Source organism: Burkholderia orbicola (assembly GCF_900100915.1).
GTDB lineage: Bacteria > Pseudomonadota > Gammaproteobacteria > Burkholderiales > Burkholderiaceae > Burkholderia > Burkholderia orbicola.
Genome location: NZ_FNKW01000002.1, coordinates 1,391,440 through 1,413,166, shown reverse-complemented (window position 1 = coordinate 1,413,166; position 21,727 = coordinate 1,391,440). Strand labels below are relative to the sequence as shown.

Annotated in this window: 23 protein-coding genes; 10 read left to right on the top strand and 13 right to left on the bottom strand. The window is 64.1% G+C overall.

The window, feature by feature from the left end:
* Positions 1-52 precede the first annotated feature (52 nt).
* The 8 genes from BLS50_RS23295 to BLS50_RS23260 form a co-directional block, all read right to left on the bottom strand.
* A complete protein-coding gene (locus BLS50_RS23295) occupies positions 53-1,195 on the bottom strand; it encodes an acyl-CoA dehydrogenase family protein (RefSeq protein WP_074804371.1) in 1,143 nt (380 codons plus the stop codon).
* Positions 1,196-1,206: 11 nt separating this feature from the next.
* Positions 1,207-1,680, bottom strand: a complete 474-nt coding sequence (locus BLS50_RS23290; protein WP_012338768.1) for a YbaK/EbsC family protein — start codon at positions 1,678-1,680, stop codon at positions 1,207-1,209.
* Between the two features lie 5 nt (positions 1,681-1,685).
* Positions 1,686-3,251 (bottom strand): amino acid adenylation domain-containing protein, encoded by a 1,566-nt coding sequence (locus tag BLS50_RS23285; RefSeq protein WP_074804369.1) that lies wholly within the window; start codon positions 3,249-3,251, stop codon positions 1,686-1,688.
* Between the two features lie 4 nt (positions 3,252-3,255).
* Complete coding sequence (locus tag BLS50_RS23280) at positions 3,256-4,011, bottom strand: thioesterase II family protein (RefSeq protein WP_074806636.1); 756 nt, start codon at positions 4,009-4,011, stop codon at positions 3,256-3,258.
* Positions 4,012-4,016: 5 nt separating this feature from the next.
* Entirely contained in the window at positions 4,017-4,274 is a 258-nt protein-coding gene (locus BLS50_RS23275; RefSeq protein WP_023475379.1) for a phosphopantetheine-binding protein, read from the bottom strand.
* A gap of 22 nt (positions 4,275-4,296) precedes the next feature.
* Positions 4,297-5,256, bottom strand: coding sequence for a chlorinating enzyme (locus tag BLS50_RS23270; protein WP_074804367.1), 960 nt, complete (start codon positions 5,254-5,256; stop codon positions 4,297-4,299).
* A 155-nt stretch (positions 5,257-5,411) separates the two neighbouring features.
* Positions 5,412-5,693, bottom strand: coding sequence for a hypothetical protein (locus tag BLS50_RS23265; RefSeq protein WP_011694535.1), 282 nt, complete (start codon positions 5,691-5,693; stop codon positions 5,412-5,414).
* Between the two features lie 100 nt (positions 5,694-5,793).
* On the bottom strand, positions 5,794-6,915 hold the full coding sequence (locus BLS50_RS23260) for a branched-chain amino acid ABC transporter substrate-binding protein (RefSeq protein ID WP_412668071.1): 1,122 nt from the start codon (positions 6,913-6,915) through the stop codon (positions 5,794-5,796).
* A 304-nt stretch (positions 6,916-7,219) separates the two neighbouring features.
* Here BLS50_RS23260 and BLS50_RS23255 point away from each other — a divergent pair, with 304 nt between their 5' ends.
* Together BLS50_RS23255 and BLS50_RS23250 are read left to right on the top strand one after the other, a co-directional pair.
* Positions 7,220-7,867 carry a GntR family transcriptional regulator gene (locus BLS50_RS23255; protein WP_074804363.1) on the top strand — a complete coding sequence of 216 codons (648 nt, stop codon included), beginning with the start codon at positions 7,220-7,222 and terminating at the stop codon, positions 7,865-7,867.
* A gap of 109 nt (positions 7,868-7,976) precedes the next feature.
* Positions 7,977-8,654, top strand: a complete 678-nt coding sequence (locus BLS50_RS23250) for a hypothetical protein (RefSeq protein WP_074804362.1) — start codon at positions 7,977-7,979, stop codon at positions 8,652-8,654.
* A 4-nt stretch (positions 8,655-8,658) separates the two neighbouring features.
* Here BLS50_RS23250 and BLS50_RS23245 read toward each other — a convergent pair whose 3' ends face one another.
* Positions 8,659-9,630 carry a LysR substrate-binding domain-containing protein gene (locus tag BLS50_RS23245; protein WP_074804360.1) on the bottom strand — a complete coding sequence of 324 codons (972 nt, stop codon included), beginning with the start codon at positions 9,628-9,630 and terminating at the stop codon, positions 8,659-8,661.
* A gap of 135 nt (positions 9,631-9,765) precedes the next feature.
* Between BLS50_RS23245 and BLS50_RS23240 the strand changes: the two genes are divergently transcribed.
* Complete coding sequence (locus tag BLS50_RS23240) at positions 9,766-12,066, top strand: NADP-dependent malic enzyme (protein WP_074804358.1); 2,301 nt, start codon at positions 9,766-9,768, stop codon at positions 12,064-12,066.
* 168 nt (positions 12,067-12,234) lie between these two features.
* Here BLS50_RS23240 and BLS50_RS23235 read toward each other — a convergent pair whose 3' ends face one another.
* Together BLS50_RS23235 and BLS50_RS23230 are read right to left on the bottom strand one after the other, a co-directional pair.
* Positions 12,235-12,858, bottom strand: a complete 624-nt coding sequence (locus BLS50_RS23235) for an ABC transporter ATP-binding protein (protein ID WP_074804356.1) — start codon at positions 12,856-12,858, stop codon at positions 12,235-12,237.
* Between the two features lie 11 nt (positions 12,859-12,869).
* Positions 12,870-14,108: a hypothetical protein gene (locus BLS50_RS23230; RefSeq protein WP_124621125.1), complete on the bottom strand. Its 1,239-nt coding sequence runs from the start codon at positions 14,106-14,108 to the stop codon at positions 12,870-12,872.
* 472 nt (positions 14,109-14,580) lie between these two features.
* On the opposite strand from BLS50_RS23230, the gene BLS50_RS23225 reads away from it, so the two are divergent.
* Together BLS50_RS23225 and BLS50_RS23220 are read left to right on the top strand one after the other, a co-directional pair.
* Complete coding sequence (locus tag BLS50_RS23225; protein WP_074804352.1) at positions 14,581-15,054, top strand: GNAT family N-acetyltransferase; 474 nt, start codon at positions 14,581-14,583, stop codon at positions 15,052-15,054.
* 104 nt (positions 15,055-15,158) lie between these two features.
* Positions 15,159-15,620, top strand: coding sequence for an SRPBCC family protein (locus BLS50_RS23220; protein ID WP_074804350.1), 462 nt, complete (start codon positions 15,159-15,161; stop codon positions 15,618-15,620).
* Positions 15,621-15,723: 103 nt separating this feature from the next.
* Here the strand turns inward: BLS50_RS23220 and BLS50_RS23215 are convergent, their stop codons facing one another.
* On the bottom strand, positions 15,724-16,029 hold the full coding sequence (locus BLS50_RS23215; RefSeq protein ID WP_256334118.1) for a GNAT family N-acetyltransferase: 306 nt from the start codon (positions 16,027-16,029) through the stop codon (positions 15,724-15,726).
* Positions 16,030-16,202: 173 nt separating this feature from the next.
* Entirely contained in the window at positions 16,203-17,132 is a 930-nt protein-coding gene (locus BLS50_RS23210) for a LysR family transcriptional regulator (protein ID WP_074804348.1), read from the bottom strand.
* A 258-nt stretch (positions 17,133-17,390) separates the two neighbouring features.
* Between BLS50_RS23210 and BLS50_RS23205 the strand changes: the two genes are divergently transcribed.
* The 5 genes from BLS50_RS23205 (at position 17,391) to BLS50_RS23185 (ending at position 21,704) form a co-directional block, all read left to right on the top strand.
* Positions 17,391-18,302 carry a DMT family transporter gene (locus BLS50_RS23205; protein ID WP_074804346.1) on the top strand — a complete coding sequence of 304 codons (912 nt, stop codon included), beginning with the start codon at positions 17,391-17,393 and terminating at the stop codon, positions 18,300-18,302.
* A gap of 59 nt (positions 18,303-18,361) precedes the next feature.
* Complete coding sequence (locus BLS50_RS23200) at positions 18,362-19,387, top strand: alpha/beta fold hydrolase (RefSeq protein WP_074804344.1); 1,026 nt, start codon at positions 18,362-18,364, stop codon at positions 19,385-19,387.
* 221 nt (positions 19,388-19,608) lie between these two features.
* Complete coding sequence (locus BLS50_RS23195; RefSeq protein WP_074804343.1) at positions 19,609-20,808, top strand: aminotransferase-like domain-containing protein; 1,200 nt, start codon at positions 19,609-19,611, stop codon at positions 20,806-20,808.
* A 12-nt stretch (positions 20,809-20,820) separates the two neighbouring features.
* Positions 20,821-21,012, top strand: coding sequence for a hypothetical protein (locus BLS50_RS23190; RefSeq protein ID WP_074804341.1), 192 nt, complete (start codon positions 20,821-20,823; stop codon positions 21,010-21,012).
* 92 nt (positions 21,013-21,104) lie between these two features.
* A complete protein-coding gene (locus BLS50_RS23185; protein ID WP_074804339.1) occupies positions 21,105-21,704 on the top strand; it encodes a pyridoxamine 5'-phosphate oxidase family protein in 600 nt (199 codons plus the stop codon).
* Positions 21,705-21,727 lie beyond the last annotated feature (23 nt).

Genomic DNA, 21,727 nt, shown 5'->3' with positions numbered 1-21,727 from the left:
GGAAAAAGTCGTTTCGCGACCGTGCGGCCCCGCGGGGCGCGCGGCAGTGGGTTCAGTCGAGCAGCGCTTCCGGATCGACGCTGTCGAAGATGATTTCGCGCACCAGTTCGCTGGCGCCGGCGGCGATCGTGCCGGCGGTCGCGTCGCGATAGAGCCGCGCGACATCGGATTCCGACAGATAGCCGCGCGCGCCGTGAAATTGCGCGCACAGATGCGCCGCTCGCTTCGCCAGCTCGGTGCTGCGCAGCTTCAGGATCGACGCGTCGCCGCTGCCGAGCTTGCCGCCCACGTATTGCTGCACCAGCTGATAAGCGAAATGGCGCAACAGCCGCAATTCGGCGATCAATTCGACCAGTTCGTGCCGGATTGTCTGGTTCGCGCTCAGCGGCACGCCGCGCACCACGCGCTGGCGCACGAAGCGATTCATCAGCCGGATGCTGCATCCCGCGCCACCGAGCGCGAGCATGCCTGCCACCATGCGCTCGAAGTCGAGGCATCGCATCAGGTAGGTGAACGCCTTGTCGGGCTTGCCGAGCGTGTTCTCGCGCGGCACCGCGACGTCCTCGAAGCGGATGTCGCAGACGTCGGCGCTGCGCCAGCCCAGCAGGTTCAGCGGCGTGCGCGTGACGCCGGGCGCCTCGGCATCCACGACCAGCAGGCTGCAACCGCCCAGTGCGTGGCGCTGCGCGTTGCTGCGGACCAGCGCGACGATCAGCGTGGCCTGCGAGCCGTTCGAGACGAAACGTTTCATGCCGTTCACGCGCCAGCCGTCGCTGCTCGCCGCGGCGCTGCATTGCAGGTCGCTCAGGTCGCTGCCGGCCTGATCCTCGGTGATGGCGAGCGCCGCCACGGCCGTGCCGTCGCGCATCCTCGCCAGATAGCGCTCGCGCTGTGCGTCGTTGCCGAACCAGGCGAGGTAGGACGCTGCCATGAACGCATGCACGCCGATCGCGGCGCGCACGCCCGCATATCCGAGGCGTCCCAGCTCCTCCAGGAACACGGCGCTGCGCACGAAGCCTTCGCCCGCCAGCGGCAGGTCCAGCCAGCCCTCGGCGGCCAGTGCCGGCCAGATGGCGCGCGGAAGATGGCCGCGCGCCTCGGCGCCCTCGGCTTCGGGCAGCAGGCAGGCCTGCAGGCGCTCGCGCAGCTCGGCCGCGAGGCCGCGATACGACTCGTCCGGATAGGGACTGGACATGGGCAGCCTCGTTACTTCACGGAGACCACGCGATGCGCGGGCAGCACGTCGGTGAAGCGGCCGGTGATCTTGAACACCGCGCTCGGCGTACCGGCCGCCGCCCACAATTCGTCGAACTGGAGCAGGTCCTCGTCCACCAGCAGCGCAACTTCCTCCCGGTGGCCCAACGGCGGCACGCCGCCAATCGCGAAGCCGGTGGTTTCCTTGACGAAGTCGGCATCGCCCTTGACGATCTGCGCGCCGATCAATTCGGAAATCGCCGCCTCGTTCACGCGATTCGGCCCGCTGGCGAGCACCACCACCGGCCGGTTGTCGGCCAGCGAGCGAAATACCAGCGACTTGACGATCTGCGCCTTCTGGCAGCCGAGCGTGCGCGCGGCGTCGTCGGCGGTGCGCGTGGAGGCGGGCAGTTCGAGGACTTCCATCTGCAGGCCGCGATCCGCCAGCAGATCCTGGAAATATTGGGCGCGTTTGCTCAGGCTCATGCTTGTCACTCCAGTGTCTGTTTCAGATGTCGATGATCGATCTTGCCGTTGGCCGAGATCGGCAGTTCGTCGCAAAGATGGATTTGTGCCGGCACCATGTATGCGGGCAGGACCTCGGCCAGCGCGGCGCGAATCTGCTCGGCCCCGCTGGCTTCGCTCTTGGGCACGACGAACGCCACCAGCCGCTTCTCGATGCCGTTGTCATGCACGGTCACATAGCTGCGCCGCACTTCGGGCCGGTTCTGCAGATGGAACGCGATCTCGCCGAATTCGATCCGGAAGCCGTTGATCTTGACCTGGTCGTCCAGGCGCCCCTTGAACACCAGCACGCCGTCCTCGCGCAGATAGCCGATATCGCCGGTGTGATAGAGCCGCTCGCGTCGCCCCGCGATCTCGTATTCGACGAAGCGCTCGCGGGTGATCTCCGGCATGCCGAGGTAGCCGGGCGTCAGGCCCGGCCCCGCGACGCAGATCTCGCCGGGCTCGCCGGCGCGGCACAGCGCACCCTGGTCGACGACATAGAGGCGCGTGTTCTGGATCGGCAGGCCGATCGGCAGCATGGTTTCGTCGGGGCCGATCTCGTGCACCGGATACCAGGTCGTGAAGGTCGTGCATTCGGTCGGACCGTAGACGCTGACGATCCGGTCCGCGCCGTAGCGGCGCAGTGCCTCGTTCATGTGGCGCAGCGAGTGGGCCTCGCCGCCGGTCAGCACCGTCTCGACGCTCGCGAGCGTCGCCGGCGCTTCGTCGACGAGCGCGTTGAACAGCGCGGTGGTCAGGAACAGCAGGTTGATCCGGTGGCGCTCGATCAGGTCGCGCAGGCGCGACGCGCGCACGAAGCCGTCTTCGTAGACGACGCACGCGCCGCCATTGAGCAGCGGTCCCCAGATCTCGAAGGTCGCGGCATCGAACGTGACCGGCGCCATCTGCAGCACGCGGCTCTCCGTGTCGAGCCGCGCATAACGCGCGCCGAAGACCAGCCGCGCGACGCTTCGATGCTCGATCGGCACACCCTTGGGCTGGCCGGTGGAGCCCGACGTGAAGTTGATATAGGCGATCGAGGCCGCCGTCGCGCGCCCGTGGGGCGCTTCGCGTCGGCCTTCCTCGCGGAGCGCGTCGACCGACACCGGCAGCGCGCGACACGCGCCGAGCGCCGCGGGCGCCGGGCCGGCCGCGCCGTACAACGCATGGCGGCAGCCGGTCTGCTCGAGCAGGTGCGCGATGCGCGGGGCGGGCCAGGCCGCGTCGAGCGGCAGGTAGGCCGCGCCGGCCTTGACGATCGCGAGCAAGGCGGCCACCAGATCCACGCCGCGCGGCAGCACCAGCGCGACCACGTCGCCGGGGCGCACGCCCTCGTCGATCAGGCGCCAGGCCAGCGCATTGGCGCAATCGTCCAGCTCATGATAGGTGCAGGTCCGGCTCGCGGTGATCACGGCTGCCGCGTCCGGCCGGCGCGCCACGACGCGGTCGAACAACTCGCCGATGCTCGCGTCGTCAGGGTACGGCACGGACGTCTGGTTGATCCGCTCGTGAAGCGACCATGCGGCTTCATCGCAGCGAAGCGATTTCATCGAACTAGCTCCTCAAACGAGTGGCCATGTGCGCAAGCAACGGTTCGCGATGGCTATCGAGAAAGAAATGCGCGCCGTCGAACCCGACCAGCTCGCATCCGGATGTGGTGAATCCGCGCCAGCCGGCTACGCTGGCCTCGCTGTCGATCGGATCGGCGTGCCCGTAGTAGACATGCAGCGGTACGTCGAGCGGCGTGCGGTGCCAGTTGCCCCACAGCTCCGCGAGCCGCATGTCGGCGCGCATGATGGGCAGCATCAGGCTCATCAGCCGTTCATCCTCGAGCACCTCGGTCGGCGTGCCGCCCATGGTGCGCAACACGGCGCGGAACGCCGGCTCCGGCAGTTCGTGCAGGTAAGGCCGCGCCTGCGGACTGTCGGGGCTGCGGCAACCGCCGATGAACAGCCCCCGGCAGGTGCCCGGCGGCAGCACCGGGCGCATCCGCTGCGCGATCTCGTAGGCGAGACGGCCGCCGAAGCTGTGCCCGAACAGCGCGTGCGGCTCGCCGAGATACGGTGCGAGCGCGCTCGCGCAATCCTCGACGAGCGCGGGCCATTCGCCGTACAGCGGTTCGCGCAGGCGCATGCCGCGGCCGGGCAGGCGCACCGCCACCAGCTCGACATCCGGGGCGAGGTGCTCGACCCAGTTGCGGAACAGGTCGGCGCTGCCGCCCGCATAGGCGAAACAGATCAACCGCAGCCGGGGAGCGGCCACGGGGCGCGGAACCAGGCACCATCGTGCCTGGGCCGCGCCGGCTTGCACCTGCGTCACGAGGTGCGCGTTTCGCTGTGTTGCGCGATGTGGCTCGCGATGTCGGACAGGCGGCTGTGCTCGAACAGTGCCTCCGGGGTCAGCGCATCCTCGCCGAAGCGCTCCTCCACGCGCGAAAGCAGCTTGACCGCGGTGATGGAGGTGCCGCCCGCCGCGAAGAAGTCGCTGTCGGCGTTCTCGACCCGCAGGCCCAATGCACCGCAGGCCTCGACCAGCCACGCCTCGATGTCGGTGATATCGTTGCGATTGCTCATGGTGTTTAGTGCTCCTGCCGGATTAGTTGGCCTGGAAACGGAAGCCGTTGACGTTCTCGGTGACGAAACGGTTGTGACCGAAGGCATCCTGGCCCGCGACCTGCACGCAGCCGAACTTGTCGAGACTGGCGCTGCCGCCGAATTCCTCCAGCGTGTTGGAATACGGATAGACGCGCACCGAGTTGGGCAGATAGCGCGCGGCGAAGCCCAGCCGCATCTTGTCGGTCAGCCCGCTGTGCGGATGCGACGCGTGCATGAGCGTCGACCAGAAGATGATGAACTGGCCCTGGCGCATGACCATCGACTTGGCCTGGCTCTCGTCCGGGCTCCAGTTCGGGTCCTTCTGCAGCTGCCGGTAGTCGTAGCCGAAGAAGCCGCGGCGCACGCCCTGTTTTTCCCGGTTGTTGATGGCGTCCTCGCGATACTCCATGACCTTCGATTCGTCGTAGTTCATGGTGCGATGCGTGCCGGGAATGAACTGCAGGCAGCCGTTCTCGATGGTGGCGTCGGTAAACGCCGACCAGACCGTGATGGTGCCGCCGAACTGCGCATCCTCCGGCCACACGATCTGCGGGTGCTTGGAGCCGGCCACGTTGGAGAAGTTGTCGGCCTGATGCCAGTCGGTGCCCTCGTCGCCCGGATACTTCGGGAAGAACTCCGAGCGCCAGCACAGTACGTCCGGGCCGAGAATGCTCGCGACCCGGTCGGTGATTTCCGGGCGCGTGATGTGCGAGGCCAGGAAGTCGACATCGAGATGGCGATCGTAATTGGCCAGATTGGTCACGCCGGAAATCGATTTTTCCTGGCTGTAGATGGCCTTTTTGGTGTTCAGCAGCTTGGGGCGCAGCGCCTGAAGGTTGGCTTCCATCTGGTCGCTGGGATAAAGATCGAACGGCCCGATATAGCCGTTGCGATGAAAATCTGCCAATTCTTGCTGGCTCAAAGCAAAGCTGGTACTACGTACCTCGATAGTATTGTTCATGGTTATTTTTACGGCCCTCGAATGATGGAACTGCATTGCTCGACTGCGACATCAAAAAGCGAATCTCTTTTATTGTTGTTACGTTTTTGTTTTTAATCCGGGAGTTTGATTCGCGCTGCGGCATGCATGTCGCAAGCCGCAGGCGCTACAGCTGCTCAGCCCTGCAGGGCCGGCTTGGCGTGGCTCATGCCGAACTTGATCGGCGCGCCGCGCGGTTTCTTCTGCTCGATTTCCATTTGATCGATAATATCGCGAAATTCGATTTGATGGTCGGCCATTTCGCCCATCAAGAGCGCGATTACCGCGAGGTGAGACGGCACAACACCTTTTTGTGAATAATTGGTGATTGAATTTTCATTCATCTTCACCAGGCTCGCAAATTCCCGTACGGTCAGCCGCGCGCGTTTAAGCTGATCGCGGAATTCGAAATACGTCATTACGGACACAACGGCTCTCCTTCAAAAAGATCCGGGGTTTTGCCTGAAAAAATCCGCCCTGCACGATTTCTCGATTCCGCGATCCCGGGCAATGACCCGCTTACATCTTCACCTGATCGAGGAACGTCTTCTTGCCTGCCTTGTAGACGTACAGCGAGATCACGCCATGCGCGAGATCGCCATGCGAATCGAACTGGGTTTCACCGATCACGCCGTGATAGTCGGTCGGCGGCATCTGCGCGAGGATCTTGGCGGGGTCGGTGGATTTCGCCCGCTTCATCGCATCGACGATGATGTACACGGCGTCATAGGCGAACGGCGCGTCGTATTCGACTACCTGTCCGAAGCGCTTCTTGTACTTCGCCTGGAACGCCTCGCCGCCCGGCATCGTCTGGATCGCCGCGCCGGCCTGCGAGCACACCACGTTCTCGGTCGCATCGCCGGCGAGATTGGCCAACGATTCCGTGCAGACGCCATCGCCCGTGAAGACGCGTGCGCGCAGGCCGAGCTGCTTGGCTTGCTTGGCGAACGGGCCGCCGGTCGAATCCGAGCCGCCGTACATGATCGCGTCAGGCGTCTCGCCCTTGATCTTGGTGAGTACCGAGCGGAAGTCGATGGCCTTGTCGCTGGTGGCATCGTGCGACAGCACGGTGATGCCCAGCTCCTTCGCGCGCTTCTCGAATTCGTTCGCCAGGCCCTGGCCGTAGGCGGTCGAATCGTCGACGATCGCCACTCGGTGGATGTTGCCCAGCTTCTTCGCATAGTTGGCCAGCGCCGGGCCTTGCTGCGCGTCGGTGGCCACGACCCGGAAGGTGGTCTTGAAGCCTTGCTGCGTGTAGACCGGATTGGTCGAGGACGGGGAGATCTGCGTGATGCCGGCTTCGCTGTAGATCTTCGAGGCCGGGATCGACGTACCCGAGTTCAGGTGACCGACCACGGCCACCACCTTGTCGTCGACGAGCTTCTGGGCCACTTGCGTGGCCGTGCGCGGGTCGGCTGCGTCATCCTGGGCGTCGAGCTGCAACGTGACGGAATGCCCGCCGATCGTCAGGCCTTTCGCGTTGATTTCCTCCACCGCGAGGCGCGCGCCGTTTTCGTTGTCTTTACCAAGATGCGCGATCCCGCCGGTCAACGGCTCGACGCTGCCGATCTTCACGACGACCGGGTCTGCACTCGCTGCCGTCGCGGCGGCGAACGCCAACACCGAAAGCGTGGCGTTCAGCGAAAGCTTGAATGCGCTGGATGAATTTGCTCGTTTCAAGTGCGGCTCTCCTGCGAGTGTGGTTGAGAACTTCCCGTCACGCCCGGCAACTGACCGGTGCCTTGTTTTGAATCACGCCAGCCCCTCGCTCGCGACCCCGTCGGCAGCCTGCTGGCCCCCGGGTTTCGCCGCTCTGGTGCAGGACGACGACGTGCAACACCGCAAATCGTCTTATGTATCCATATTATGTATTTTGGATACATTGGTAGCATATCGGTGCCAAGATACAATTGGCAAGTCAAAAAAATCAAGCCGGAGGTATGCATTGCGACCCCCAAACACGCTGGTCGCGGAAGCGATTCGCGAGGACATCCTGCGGGGAGAATTGCCGCCTGGAACGCCGCTGATCCAGGAGAACCTCTCGGTCAGATATGGTGTGAGCCGGATTCCGATCCGGGAGGCGCTGGTGCGCCTGGAAGCCGACGGGCTCGCCCGGCAGGAGGGCAAGCGCGGCCTGACGGTGGCGCCGCTGCATGCCACCGAGGCCGAGGACTTGTGGATGATGCGTTCGCGCCTGGAGCCGCTCGCGCTCGAAATGGCGTTTCCGTTCCTGACCAAGAGCGTGCTGGGCGAAGCGGAGGACCTGATCGACAAGGTCGAACACCTCGGCAACGACCCCGCGAAACAGAGCCAGGCGAACTGGCTGTTCCACCGCACGCTTTACGAGAAGGGCAACCGCCGGCGCCTGCTGGTCACGCTCGACGGGCTGCATTTGCAGGCGGAAAGGTACTTGCGGTTCCAGTACGACGTGATGAGCCACAGCCGCGACAGCCGCACCGAGCACATGGCCATCCTCGATGCGCTGCGTGCCCGCGACCTGGAGGCGGCCTGCCAGGGCCTCGTGCGGCACATCGAGGACGCCGGGCGCAAGCTGGTCACGGCGTTGCGCAACGTGCCCATTGCGGAGGCGTAGGCTTCGCCGCATGGCCTCGCCGACTGAACCGATGCCGGCGATGCCGGTTGGCGGCAGCCGGCGAGATCACTGACAATATGCCGCTGTAAATAATGAGAGAGGGTGCGGTATGCGCTGGATCGGTAAGACGCTCGCGGTGATCTCGGGCATGGCGGTCGTCGGCATCGCGTGTGTTCAAGCCGCCCCCAGCGAAACCGCATTCCCGCGCTTCACCCAGGCCCAGGGCAAGCTCGATGCCGACGGGCTCCCGCTGTCCGGCGTGAAGCTCTGCGTGCTTCCCGACCATGCGCCGTGCTTCGAGATGCCGCCGACGCTTGTCCCCGGTTCCGCCAAGGAGCTGTATCAGTTCGGTCTGAATCCGCGGTCCGAACGATTGCCGATTGCATCCGGCGGCTCGTGGGTGTTTTTAGCCGGAACGTTTTCAGGCGGCGGCAGCGGCATGCTGGAGCGCGTGGCCGTCCTGCGTGTCGGCGCGAACGGCAAGATCGAGAACCTGATGCCGATCGTCACCGAAACGGAGATGGCCGATCGCGCGATGTGGAACTTGCCGGCGGTGTCGCCGTATCCGCTGTTCGTCCGGGCCGACTATGTGTGGGGCAAGGGCGAGGATCATTTCGGCAAGCACTTCTTCGACGTCGACGCATGGGCGTTCGATCCCGCCGCCAATCAATACGCGAAGCGCTTTTCCTACCGGACGAGCCAGCGCTACGACAGGGGCGAGGGTGCGGACCACGTGCTGAGCGCCGAGCGTGCGGAAATCCTCCGCCGCCTCGCCGCCGCCAAGTAGCGCGCTATCGCTGCGCGTCCCCGTAAGTCTCCTTGCACACCGTGCGTAGCGCGTCGACGAGCAAATCCCGCGCGGGCGACCGCGAATCGGCGGAGCGCGTGAACAGCGCAATGGGCGGCAGCGTCCACACCAGCGAATACGGCACGATCGCCACGCCGGCGATCCGCACCAGTTCCTCCGCGATATCGGCCGGCACGATCGATACGGCTTCGTCGCTCGACGCGATCATTTCGCCGATCAGCTTCGACGAGTAGCTTTCGACGATCGGCACGGGCGGCGCGATGCCGGCCGACAGGAACAGGTCGGTCACCTGTTCGCGCATCGGCGTATGCGGCGCGCCGAGAATCCAGTCGAGCGCGTGCAGCTTGTGCCAGTCGAGCGGCGTGCGCGCGAGCTTTGCCGCCAGCCGCCGGCTCGCGATCATGCGCGGCTGCTGCTGATACAGCACTTCGAACGAAACCTGCCCGAGATCGATCGCCGACGACGCGCGCCCGATCACGATATCGACACTGTGATCCTTGAGTTGCAGCAGCAGTTGATCGCTGGTGCCCTCGTGAATCGTCACGGTCAGGCGCCGCTCCATGCGCGCCTGCAGCCGCTTCAGCGCGGCCGACAGCATCTGGCCGGAGATGAACGGAATCACGCCGATGTGCAGATGGGCCGCATGCCCGGCGGCGACGGCCTCCATCTCGCGGGCGAGGTGGTCGAGATCCTTGATCATCGCCTTCGCGCGCTCGAGCACGACCGCGCCGAGCGCCGTGGGCCGCATGCCGCGCGACGAGCGCTCGAACAGCGGCGTGCCGAACATGCTCTCCAGTTCGGACAGCGCGTTCGTCACGGCCGGCTGGCTGCTCGCCATGTGCTCGGCGACCCGCGTCAGCGAGCCGTGCTGCTGGATCTGCAGCAACAGCACCAGATGCCGGATCTTCAAACGCGCGCCGAGCCGCCTGACCACGTCGTTTGCATCAAAATTCATTGACTGGTCATGCATTCATCAGGAAAAAGTGATGGACCGATATTAAAACAGAATCATAACGTTATGGCAGATCCCTAGAATCCTCTTCATGGATCGCGCCGGGACTGGCCTGGCGCCCACGCCGAGACCCAGAACATGAAACAGACAGAGACACAGCAGCAGGCCGCGTTCGACTATCACGAGTTTCCGACCCCCGGGAAAATCTCGGTCGTGGCGAGCAAGCCGCTGGTGACCCAGCGCGATCTGGCGCTGGCTTATACGCCCGGCGTGGCGAGCGTGTGCGAGTCGATCGCCGCCGATCCGCTGCAGGCGCACCGCTTCACGAGCCGCGGCAACCTGGTCGGCGTGATCACGAACGGCACCGCCGTGCTCGGTCTCGGCAACATCGGCCCGCTCGCGTCGAAGCCGGTCATGGAAGGCAAGGCCGTCCTGTTCAAGAAGTTCGCCGGGATCGACGTGTTCGACATCGAGATCAACGAGACCGACCCGGACAAGCTGATCGACATCATCGCGGGCCTCGAACCGACGTTCGGCGGCATCAACCTCGAGGACATCAAGGCGCCGGAATGCTTCACCGTCGAGCAGAAGCTGCGCGAACGCATGAAGATCCCCGTCTTCCACGACGATCAGCACGGCACGGCCATTACCGTGTCCGCCGCGTTCATCAACGGGCTGAAGGTCGTCGGGAAGTCCATCAAGGAAGTGAAGGTCGTGACGTCGGGCGCCGGCGCGGCCGCGCTGGCGTGCCTGGACCTGCTGGTCGACCTCGGGCTGCCGGTGGAAAACGTCTGGGTGACCGACATCGAGGGCGTCGTCTATCGCGGCCGCACCACGTTGATGGACCCGGCCAAGTCGCGTTTCGCGCAGGAAACCGACGCGCGCAAGCTCGCCGAAGTGATCGGCGGCGCGGATGTGTTCCTGGGGCTGTCGGTCGGCGGCATTCTGACGGCCGAGATGCTCAAGCAGATGGCGGCGCGCCCGCTGATTCTCGCGCTGGCCAACCCGACGCCGGAAATCTTCCCGGAACTGGCGCATGAGACGCGCGACGACGTCGTGATCGCGACGGGCCGCTCGGACTACCCGAACCAGGTCAACAACGTCCTCTGTTTCCCGTACATTTTCCGCGGCGCGCTCGATGTGGGCGCGACGACGATCACGCGCGAGATGGAAATTGCCGCGGTGCATGCGATCGCGGGGCTGGCCGAGGAAGAGCAGAACGAAGTCGTCGCGGCGGCCTATGGTGCGTACGACGTGTCGTTCGGCGCGCAATACCTGATTCCGAAGCCGTTCGATCCGCGCCTGATCGTGCGGATCGCGCCGGCCGTCGCGAAGGCGGCGATGGAAGGTGGCGTGGCGACGCGTCCGCTCGCGAATCTCGATGCGTACGTCGAGCAGCTGCAGCAATTCGTCTATCACTCGGGCGCATTCATGAAGCCGCTGTTCGCGACCGCGCGTCAGCTCGTGCGCGACGGAGGCAAGGCGCGGATCGTGTTCACCGAAGGCGAGGATGAGCGCGTGCTGCGGGCGGTGCAGGTGATCGTCGACGAGAGGCTTGCGCGGCCGATTCTGGTCGGTCGCCCGGAGGTGCTGCTGGCGCGCATCGAGCGGTTCGGCCTGCGCCTGCGACTCGGTCAGGATGTCGAAGTGACCAATCCGGAATATGACGAGCGCTTCCCGCAGTACTGGACGAAGTATTGGGAACTGCGTTGCCGCGACGGCATTTCGAAGGAAATGGCGCGCGTGGAAATGCGCCGCCGCCTGACGCTGATCGGCGCGATGATGGTGCAGCTCGGCGACGCGGACGGGATGATCTGCGGGACGGTGGGCGAGTATCACAATCACCTGCGGTTCGTGGACGAAGTGATCGGCAAGAAGCCGGGGGCTTCGACCTACGCGGCGATGAACATCCTGTTGCTCGATCAGCGGACGGTCGCGCTGGTGGATACGCACGTGAACGACAACCCCGATGCGGAGCAGATCGCGGAATTCACGATCGCGGCGGCGCGGCAGATGGAATGGCTGAACCTGACGCCGAAGGTGGCGCTGCTGTCGCGGTCGAATTTCGGGTCGGGGAGTGCGGCTTCGGGCGTGAAGATGCGTCGGGCGCTGGAGATCGTGCGCGAGCAGGCGCCGGATATCGAGGCGGATGGCGAGATGCATGGTGACTGTGCGCTCGATGAAGGGCTGCGCGCGAAACTGCTGCCGATGTCGCCGTTGAAGGGGGCCGCGAATTTGCTGGTTTGTCCGAATGTGGATGCGGGGAATATTGCTTACAACCTGCTCAAGACCGAGGCGGGGAGTAATGTGGCGGTGGGGCCTTTCTTGCTCGGCGTTAATGCTCCCGTGAACATCCTGACTTCGAGCGCGACCGTGCGGCGGATCGTGAATATGGCTGCGCTGACGGTGATCGAGGCCAATCGGGGTGTGGGTGGTTGATCGATGGGCGAAGGGGCGGCTACTGCCGCCCCTTGGTTGTCGGCAATCGGCCGGAATTCGTCCCCGGTCGACTGCTTCTCGTTGTCCGGTCGTCCATCGGCGATGGACAATCGCGGCATCGAGATCCTCGGGTATCGGGATGACTGACTGGATAGCTAGACTCGCGTGCTATCCAACCGCACCAAGATCGGCAAAACTGATTGTTCTCGCACGGCAGCCTTCCGTGAATTCGGGATCGTGACTCGAAAAGAACACCACCCGATCTTCTGCGAGCGTGCGGAACATGTCCATGAGGACGCCGCGCGCAGCGGCGTCGAGCCCGTTGCTGGGCTCGTCCGCAACGATGACCGAGGGTTTCCCGAGTGTGACGGCACTCAGGAAAATCTTCTTGCGCGTGCCGAGCGACATCTGCTCAAAGCGCTTTTCCAGGTGCGGCGCCAACCCGAAACGATGCGCGACTTCGAGCGTGACGTGGTCGACTACCGTCTTCTTGGTCGAGGCGACGAATTCCAGGAACTCGCGTCCGGTCTGGAACGGATACGCCATGCAGTCGTCCGGCACGTATGCGAGCGAGGACTTTGCCTCGAGCGGCGCTTCACGTAGCGAATGGCCATTGATCCAGACATCGCCTTCATCGGCATCGACGGTCCCGGCCAGGATGCCCAGCAAGGTCGACTTGCCGCTGCCGTTCTCGTCGCAAAGCGCTACACAGCCCGCTCCGAATCGGTGATGGAGCCCCTGGAATATGACGCGCTCGCCATAACGTTTGCGGATGTTTTCAATTCGAAGCATCGTGAAGTCGATCAGATGAAGATGTGCCATGCTGCGGCGATCCAGACCACGGCGAGTATCGCGCCGAGCAATACGGATTCTGTCGACGCATAGCGTTGCGGCAAACGCAGCAGCGCAAGCAGTGGCGCCCCCGCCAATACGATTCCGACGGCGACGCGTACCGACAGGACGCCGTGCACGACCAGAAGCAGTGGCGCAACGGCCGCAAATGGCAGTGCGAGCGCGGTGACCGTCAGCACATCCGCACGAACCTGCACAATCGAGCGTAGCGGGAGCGACCGCACGAAATGGGCGGCCCGAACATGACTTGCCCACAAATCGCGATAGGTCGTCGCCGCGATCAGCGCGATCACGGCCTGTGCGATCAGCGTCAACGGCACGACACGTGCGTCGAAACCCCACAGGTCAGCCACGTAGCAAGTGGAAACAGTGACCGCACCCATGACTACGCAGCGGCTGACGGTTCCTGCGAAGTGACACCCCAGAATACCGAGCTGAAGTTTTACGACAGCCGGGAGCCAACGTGCCGTATTGACGGAGACGTGACCGACTGGTCGACGCCACGTCGTACCGAACTGCGTCGCGCGCGAAGAGGATGCCGCAGGCGTACGGACCAATGCGAACGCAGCCATGATCAACGACGCTGCCAGCAGCATCGTCCGCACGGCGTTACCGGTCTGCAGCGCGCCGACCAGAGTGAAATTGGCCACCACCAACGGCGCTCCGTTACCGATATTGCGCGACAACGCGGCCAATTGCCATCCAAGCGTAATCGTCATCAAACCGATCACGTACAGATAGTTCGAGACCTTGTCCGGCAAGTAAGCTAACGCGGTCGCCGCGGCAATGACGGGTAACAGCAGCGGCGTACTGGCGATCAGCACGACGGTTGCATCCAGGGTACGGCGACGCCGATCGGAAACAGGCAACGATTTGGCAAATACGGCGAACGGGCCGCCGCTAATGGCCGTGCGCTGGACCATCACCCAAAGCATGCCGACGGCTTCAAGCATATGCACCCAGACAAACCGCCATGCGAAGCCATGCCCTGGCGCCAAAGGCGCGAGTACGGGCGCGCCCAGGAGGCGGGACTGTGCGAACACGGGCATCGTGGGCAGTAGCAGCAGGACACCAAGGCATAGCGCCTGCCAGTGCCTGTGCAGCACCCGTGCCGTTGTGAGCACGTACCAACGCAATCGACGTGAAAGCATTATTTTTTTATTCCCGTAACGCACCACGCGGCCCCGCATGATCGAGGCGGTATCGTGCCACGTCGTCCGGCATGGCACAACTCGTACCCCATCCGCCGCGTCGGGTCGACGACCGTCGGGTAACCTGCGTCGAAGGAGACGTGTAAGGCGTTTGTCTGAATGGCGCATTCGCGGGTTGAGGCATTTGCCTCGACTACTCGAATCGCTCGATCTCCGGACGGCCATTGACGGCCACGTCGTGGCACGGCAATATGATTCGCATGAACTTCAACGCGCTCAAATCCATGATGTGCACCATGACTGCCTATGGCGAGTCGTGGGAGACATGACGCATCCATCGCACACACATGTCCGCTACGGCCCCGCCATCATGACGGGGCCGTGTCTTTTCAGTCGCTCCGGATTGCATTGGCTCAAACAGGAGTGGTTGCATGCATGACAGAGTAAGTGTTTCCGTCCCGCGAGCCTTTGCAGGCGTATCGAAGCGATTGCTCGAACCGGGGAGAGCGACATGCTGACGATACGAAAGGCGGGTGGCGATGACGCCGGCGACGCATGGGATATACGCAAAGCCTCAGTGCATGCTGCATGCGCCGGTTACTATTCGGAGGCCGCTCTTTCGGGTTGGGTCGATGGGATACCCACCGATAAATGGGCGAGCGTCGTCGAACGTGACTTCTACGTTGCCGTCGATGCAGGACGGGTTGTTGGCACCGGCATGCTGACAGTCGAGAGCGGGCAGGTCGACGCAATCTTCGTCCGTCCATCGCACATGGGACGTGGCATTGGCCGCAAGGTGCTGTGCTTTCTCGAAGCGTTGGCCGCCGAACATGGCCTGGTCGAAATGCGCCTCGATGCCACGCTCAACGCCGCGCCGTTCTATCGCAGGTGTGGTTGGACGGGCGATTCGATTTCGGCCTATCGGACTTCACGTGGATTGGAATTGGCGTGCGTACCGATGAGCAAGTACATCGCCCTCGCGTAGGTTACATTCCATGCGGCTTGCGCTTGCGGGCAGGAGCAGGCGACCGTTCCTGACCGCTGTCGATGGCCATGGACCTTTCGAATACGAAGCGTTTCCGATGCCTTATGAGCGCGACATCCGATCATCCGTGTCATGAGCCCGTTGAACGTGTGATCTTCGTCGCCGCGCCCGTCGAGATCCTGGCGGCCAGACTTGCCGATCCCGCGCGAATGGCCGAGTGGATGGGTGATGAAGCCATGCCCGTCTCTGTCGAGCATGAGGGGCGCGCCGGCGGCTCGATCGTTGTACGCGGGCGACAGCACGTACCGTTCGAGAACCGTGGACGCATTTTGCGCTGGGATCCGCCGCGGCGCTTCAGCTGGACACACCTGAGCACACTGTCAAACCTGCCGGACGAGCCAGCCAGCTACACGACGCTGGATTTCGCGCTGGAGCCCACTCGCGGCGGAACGATGCTCTCGTTCACGATGCACGGCTTTCCGACGCTGGTTATCCGCAAGCATCTGGTGCTCTACTGGCGCGTGACGCTGGATGTCATCCGGTGCCAGGCGGAGGCCGACGTTTGATCTCACGCGGCCTTCACTATCCTGTCCGTCTTTGTAACGACTTGAGTGCGACAGCAGAAGCGCAGCACGTATCCATGCATTGCATTGCTCCGAGCGTCATGCGTCATTGAATGCGAAGAAACATTCCCGCTTTCTTCGGAAGCACCGACGGCTGGAAGCCATAGCGCTCATAGAACTTCGGCGTCCCGTGATCCGCCATCAGACTGACATACGCGGTTGGCGGCGCATTCTCGTGAATGTAGCCCATGAGCGCGCGCATGATCAGATCGCCCACGCCCTTCTTCTGGTGGGCCGGCAATACGGCAATATCCACGACCTCGAAGAAACAACCGCCGTCGCCGATTACCCTGCCGATTCCGATCGGAACGCTGCCCCAGTATGCCACTACGCTGAAAAGGCCATGCTTCAATCCGATCGTTGCGGCCTGCTCGGACTTTCGGCTCAGCCCGGCAGCGACGCGAATCTCGATATAGGCAGATACGGAGGGGACTTCCTAGCGAATGATGTATTCCATGTGAATCCTTCAAGGCGGACTTGCAGCGAATGTGCGGTGCTCGATGAGCATCGCGGGTTCTGACTGGCTTAGTTGAAGAACGGCAGCCGCTCGGCACCGCGCCAGATTTGGCTGTCGATGATTTCGTCGACCATCCCGAGAACCATCCGCTTGCCTTCAAGCACCGCTGGCGAATGCGAGCGCGCCGCATTTTCACAGAGCGCCCAGGTGATGTAGGCGCCCCGGATCGGACTCCACGAGATTGAATCTTCCCAGAACGCGTTGCCGCTGACCGCGCAACATGGCGTCACGGTGTCCGCGATTCCCCGCCGCGCGAGGTCCATCGACAGATGCATCGCATCGAGTTCGAACAGGATGTCGAGTTCGAAATTGCGACGGGCCATCGCGTGCTCGATGGTCGAACGGATCACATTTTGTTTTCCCGCCAGCGCGAGTTTGCGATCTCTGAGACGCGACAGCGGCACTGCTTTGTCAGGTCTCAAGCCAGCATCCTTGGCGCTCACGAGAATCAGCGGCTCCCGAACGAGCGGGGTATGGACATAGCCCTGCGGCGGCGACGCTTCGAACGGGACGATGGCGAGGTCCAGCATGCCGGCATGCATGACGTCACGAAGCTCGTGGCTCACGCCCTCGTGAACACGAAGTCTCACGCGTGGATAGTCGGCGACCAGGCGCGCCACGAAGTTCGATGTGAACAGATTGCGCCAGGAAGGCGCAATGCCTATTGCCAACTGGCCCGCCGCGCGGTCGCCCACCTGCTCGACCAACGACGTCAACTGACGAAGAATGGGCCGAGCGCGCTCCACCAGCAGCGTACCGGCCTCCGTCAGCTGAACGCCGCCCTGCGTTCGCGTAAAAAGCTTCGCGCGAAGTTGATGCTCGAGCAACGCGATGTGGCGCGACAGCGCCGGCTGGGAGAGCCGCAAGTCAGTTGCGGCCTTGTTGATACTGCCGAGTTCGGCAACACGCAAGAAGTATTCGATAAGGCGGGAGTCCACTGGCGCCTCCGTGCGTTCCAGTTGGGTCTATTGCAAAAGCAGGGCAAGCATAACGCCGTTATTCAGTAGATGGATAACAGCCATAAAACGTCCGCATTATCGGGATAACGATGCGCTCGGTAGCATTGAAGTCATCGCATACGAGGTCGTCGACCGCAACGGTCCCGGGGCAGCCCCGTACAGCGAGCATTTCATGAGCCTGTGCTCCGGCGGCAAGGAGGCCACGATCGCCGGATTCGTCAGGGAGGAGAGTGGAAAGTGACTGCGACAACCACGGCCCATACCCGCTGGAGCGCGCATCGCGGGTGGGTCGCGCTCGCCGTCGGCTACCAATGGTTCTACAACGGCGCCAATTTCCTGGCTTTCAAGGTGGCCGGGAACGCGTTGCATCCGCTGATGGTGGCGACATTGCGCTTCTCGCTCGCGGCGCTGGTCGTCCTGCCTTTCGCGCTGGCGCGCTGGCGCCGATCGCCTGCGTCAGGCCGCGAGTCGGGTGGGGCGGCGTTGATTGGCGTCACCATGCTGGTGGCCAGTCAGGCACTCGCGATCTGGGGGACGCATTTTCTGCCGGCAGGCGTGGCCGCGCTATTCGGTTCATCTTCGCCGCTCTTTCTGGCGTTGTTCGCATGGGCCGTGTTTCGCCAGCCGCTGACCGGCCGTCAGATCGCTGGGGTCGCCATCGGCTTTGCCGGCCTCGCGCAGATGGGTTGGACGTCTGCTACCGGCGACGACTTCCGGCCGATGGGCGCGGTGCTTGCGCTTATCGCGACTGCAGCCTGGGCAGTCGGATCGTTGCTTGCGCCGCGACTGGCGTTGCCTCGCGATCCCGTGATCAGCCTGGCGATACAGCTGATATCGGCCGGCGCGCTGCTCGGCGCGATCGTTGTCGTGTCGGGAATCGCTGCCACGACGCACCTTGCGCGCGTACCGCCTGCGGCATGGGCAGCGCTCGCGTTTCTCGTCGTGGCGAGCACGCTGATCGGCTACGCCGTGTTCCTGACGCTCAACGCTCAGGTCTCGACGACGCTCGCCAATACCTTCAACTATGCCGCGCCGGTGATCGCGCTGTGTCTCTCCGCACTTGTGCTGCACGAGCCGTTGACGCGCGTGAAGCTGATTTCCGGCGGCATCGCGTTGGTGGGCGTGGCGCTGATGATCGATCGCAAGTAGCGCGGCGAACGGGCCTTTCACGTTTAGCATACCTCTGAATTCGACTGGAGCCTTGAATCATGACGGAAACATATCGACACCCGCTGGTATCGCGCACGTCCAACATGACGGGTCAGTCGACGCACTATCTCGAGAGTGGGCCGGCCGAGGGACCGCTGATGTTCTTTCTGCACGGCTGGCCGAGCATGAGTTTGATGTGGCGCGCACAGATGGAAGCCTTCGCCGCCGACGGCTGGCGCTGCGTCGCGCCGGACTTGCGCGGCTATGGCGGCTCTTCTGCGCCTGAAGCCAACGACGCCTACACCATCGAGGCCGTCGTGACGGACATGACCGAGCTTCATGACCACCTCGGCGGCACGCCTGCGATCTGGGTCGGGCATGACTGGGGGAGCGTGGTGGCCGCCGAGCTGTCCGCGCACGAGCCGGGGCGCAGCCGTGGTGTGGTGCTGACCTCGCTGGCCTATCAACCCGGTGGGCACGCACTGAGCACAGTCGTTCCACTGGTCGACCGGACGATTTATCCCGCCGACGAGTATCCCGATGGTCAGTGGGATTACTACCGCTACTACATGACGCACTTCGACGCGGCGGTCGCAGACCTGGACGCGGACCGGACGGCGTCGCTGGCGTCGATTTTTCGACCGGGCAACCCCGACGGTATCGGCAAGGTGTCGCCGAATGCCGTCGTCACCCGCAATGGAGGGCGTTTCGATGCCGCGCATCGGGCGCCGCCGACTCGCCCTGATCCGGCTCTGTGGCCGCCGGCGGACTTTGAAGCGCTGGTAGCGTCGTTCAATACGCATGGCTTCCGTCCCGCCTGTGCGTGGTATCTGAACGACGAGGCCAACATCGATTACGCGCGCAACGCGCCGGATGGCGGCCGTCTCTCGCAGCCGGTGCTGTTCGTCAACGGCGAATTCGATCAGATCTGCAGCATCACCGGAAATCGCCAGGGTGACCCCATGCGTGCGGCATGCGCAGACCTGACCGTGACAACGATGCCGGCCGGACACTGGTTGCCGCTGGAATGCAAGGCACGGCACATCGAGGTTATCCGTGCGTGGCTTCGGAGCAGAAATCTTTGATGCGGTGAGGCCAGCGGCCGAAACCGGCATCGAATCCACGCCCCGTGTCGCCCCCCATTTAATGACCAAACCGCAAGACCTAGTGCATAGATATCGTTTGCCGAGCCCTTAATGACTATCGACAATCGTGGCTCGAATTCACCGCCGCGGCGCCAGAAGCGCCTTGGCGGCCGGCACTCGGCGGCTATCCCGGCCGTCCGCGCCCACCAGCACACGACGACATGTACGCGTTCACGCCCTCATTCCAAAACCCTGCCGGCTCGCCGATCCGCGAGTTGTTCAAGTACCTGTCCGAACCGGGCATGATTTCCTTCGCGGGCGGCTATCCGGCGAGCGACCTGTTCGACGTCGACGGCCTGAACGCGGCCGCCGAACGCGCGTACGCACAGCCCGTCCGCTGCTTGCAATACGGCCCGACCGACGGCCTCGCCGAACTGAAACAGCAACTGATCGCGTTGATGGCGCGTCGCGGCGTCGCGTGCACGCCGGCCGAACTGCTCGTCACGACCGGTTCGCAGCAGGGCCTCGACCTGCTGCTGCGCGTGATGGTGTCGCCCGGCGACGTCGTGCTGACCGAACAGCCGGCATACCCGGCCACGCTGCAGGCGATGCGGTTGCAACAGGCGCGCATCGTGACGATTCCCGTCGATGGCGAAGGCCTCGACGTCGATCGCCTCGCAGCGCAACTCGCGTCCGGCGCGATCGCGCAGCCGAAGCTGCTCTACACGGTCCCGACCTTCGCGAACCCGACGGGTGCGACGCTCACGCGCGAACGCCGGCTGAAGCTGCTGCGTCTCGCGGTGCAATACCGTTTCCTGATCGTCGAGGACGATCCGTACGGCGACCTGCGTTTCGCCGGCGAAGCCGTGCCGTCGATGCTCGCGCTGGCCGGCGAGGTGGACGGCGCGCGCGACTGGCTCGTGCATTTCGCGAGCCTGTCGAAGATCGTCGCGCCGGGGCTGCGCGTGGGCTGGACGATCGCACCGGCCGAGATCACGCGGCGTTGCGTGATCGCGAAGCAGACGGTCGATCTGTGCAGCACGCCGTGGACGCAGGCGACCGCCGCCGAATATCTGGCCGACGGTGCGCTCGAACGTCATCTGCCGCGCATCACGGCCGCGTACCGGCGCAAATGCGACGCGATGTGCGATGCGCTGCGCGACGGCTTCGGCGATGCGATCGAATTCCATCGTCCCGAAGGCGGGATGTTCGTGTGGGCGCGGCTCGGTGCGGTGTCGTCGGACGTGCTGCTGCAACAGGCGATCGCGAACAAGATCGTGTTCGTACCCGGCAAGGCGTTCTTCGCGGACAACGTCGACGCAGCGTCGCTGCGCCTGTCGTTCGCCGCGCCGGACGTCGATGCGATCCGGGAAGGCGTCGCGCGCCTCGTGCGCGCGTATGGTGCGGCGCTGGCCGCGTGAGGAGACATCAGCGTGAATATCACCGTCAACGAAACGGCATCGATGGGCGTAGCCTCCGGCGCTGACGACACGCGGCCGGCGAAGCATCGCTCGTCGCAGATCAGTGCCGGGCCGCAATATGTGGCCGACGTGCTCGGCCGCTTCGGCGCGGAGCCGGCGCCCGATGCAGGCGATGCGGCGCCGGTCGTGCTCGGCTACAACTGACCGGCACAACGGCGGCGGCGCATTCCATGCGAGCCGTCGCCGAAACAAACGGTTAAGCTGGCGTGATCGAAACACCGACGATCGCCGCCCCCATGTCCGACTCGACCCCCGACTCGATGTCCGAATCGCTCGCGCAAACCTACGACCGCCTGTGGTCCTGCCTCGAATCCGGCGTCAACGTGCAGCGCTCGCCGTTCACGATGCTGCAGGCGGCGACGCTCGGCCTCGATGGTGCGCCGAAGGTTCGGACGATCGTGTTGCGCCAGGTGAATCGCGTCGAGCGCGTGCTGTCGTTTCATACCGATGCACGTTCGGAGAAGGTCGCGGAGTTGCGTCGCGATCCGCGTCTCTCGATCGTCGCCAACGATCTCGACGCGCTCGTGCAGATTCGTGCGGAAGGCGTTGCGTCGATCTGTGACGACGAAGCGCAACGGCGCGCGATCTGGGAAACGAGCCGCCCGCATACGCTGCTGCTGTATCGCGCGCCGCTGCCGCCCGGCACGCCGGTTGCAGCGCCTGAAGCCGCGTATATCGACAGCACCGCACCCACCGCCGACGGCTACGAAAACTTCTGCCTGATCCACATGACGGTCACGCGCATCGACTGGCTCGAACTCGCGCGCGCCGGCCATCGTCGCGCGGTATTCGATCTGAACGAACGCGGCTACGAAGCTCGCTGGATCGCGCCCTGACGCTGGCCAAGCGCACCCGATCC

Coding starts and splice junctions, on each gene's coding strand:
- BLS50_RS23295 (WP_074804371.1), bottom strand. CDS start 1,195: ATGTCCAGTCCCTATCCGGACGAGTCGTATCGCGGCCTCGCGGCCGAG.
- BLS50_RS23290 (WP_012338768.1), bottom strand. CDS start 1,680: ATGAGCCTGAGCAAACGCGCCCAATATTTCCAGGATCTGCTGGCGGAT.
- BLS50_RS23285 (WP_074804369.1), bottom strand. CDS start 3,251: ATGAAATCGCTTCGCTGCGATGAAGCCGCATGGTCGCTTCACGAGCGG.
- BLS50_RS23275 (WP_023475379.1), bottom strand. CDS start 4,274: ATGAGCAATCGCAACGATATCACCGACATCGAGGCGTGGCTGGTCGAG.
- BLS50_RS23270 (WP_074804367.1), bottom strand. CDS start 5,256: ATGAACAATACTATCGAGGTACGTAGTACCAGCTTTGCTTTGAGCCAG.
- BLS50_RS23265 (WP_011694535.1), bottom strand. CDS start 5,693: ATGACGTATTTCGAATTCCGCGATCAGCTTAAACGCGCGCGGCTGACC.
- BLS50_RS23250 (WP_074804362.1), top strand. CDS start 7,977: ATGCGCTGGATCGGTAAGACGCTCGCGGTGATCTCGGGCATGGCGGTC.
- BLS50_RS23245 (WP_074804360.1), bottom strand. CDS start 9,630: ATGAATTTTGATGCAAACGACGTGGTCAGGCGGCTCGGCGCGCGTTTG.
- BLS50_RS23240 (WP_074804358.1), top strand. CDS start 9,766: ATGAAACAGACAGAGACACAGCAGCAGGCCGCGTTCGACTATCACGAG.
- BLS50_RS23235 (WP_074804356.1), bottom strand. CDS start 12,858: ATGCTTCGAATTGAAAACATCCGCAAACGTTATGGCGAGCGCGTCATA.
- BLS50_RS23230 (WP_124621125.1), bottom strand. CDS start 14,108: ATGCGGGGCCGCGTGGTGCGTTACGGGAATAAAAAAATAATGCTTTCA.
- BLS50_RS23225 (WP_074804352.1), top strand. CDS start 14,581: ATGCTGACGATACGAAAGGCGGGTGGCGATGACGCCGGCGACGCATGG.
- BLS50_RS23220 (WP_074804350.1), top strand. CDS start 15,159: ATGAGCGCGACATCCGATCATCCGTGTCATGAGCCCGTTGAACGTGTG.
- BLS50_RS23200 (WP_074804344.1), top strand. CDS start 18,362: ATGACGGAAACATATCGACACCCGCTGGTATCGCGCACGTCCAACATG.
- BLS50_RS23195 (WP_074804343.1), top strand. CDS start 19,609: ATGTACGCGTTCACGCCCTCATTCCAAAACCCTGCCGGCTCGCCGATC.
- BLS50_RS23185 (WP_074804339.1), top strand. CDS start 21,105: ATGTCCGACTCGACCCCCGACTCGATGTCCGAATCGCTCGCGCAAACC.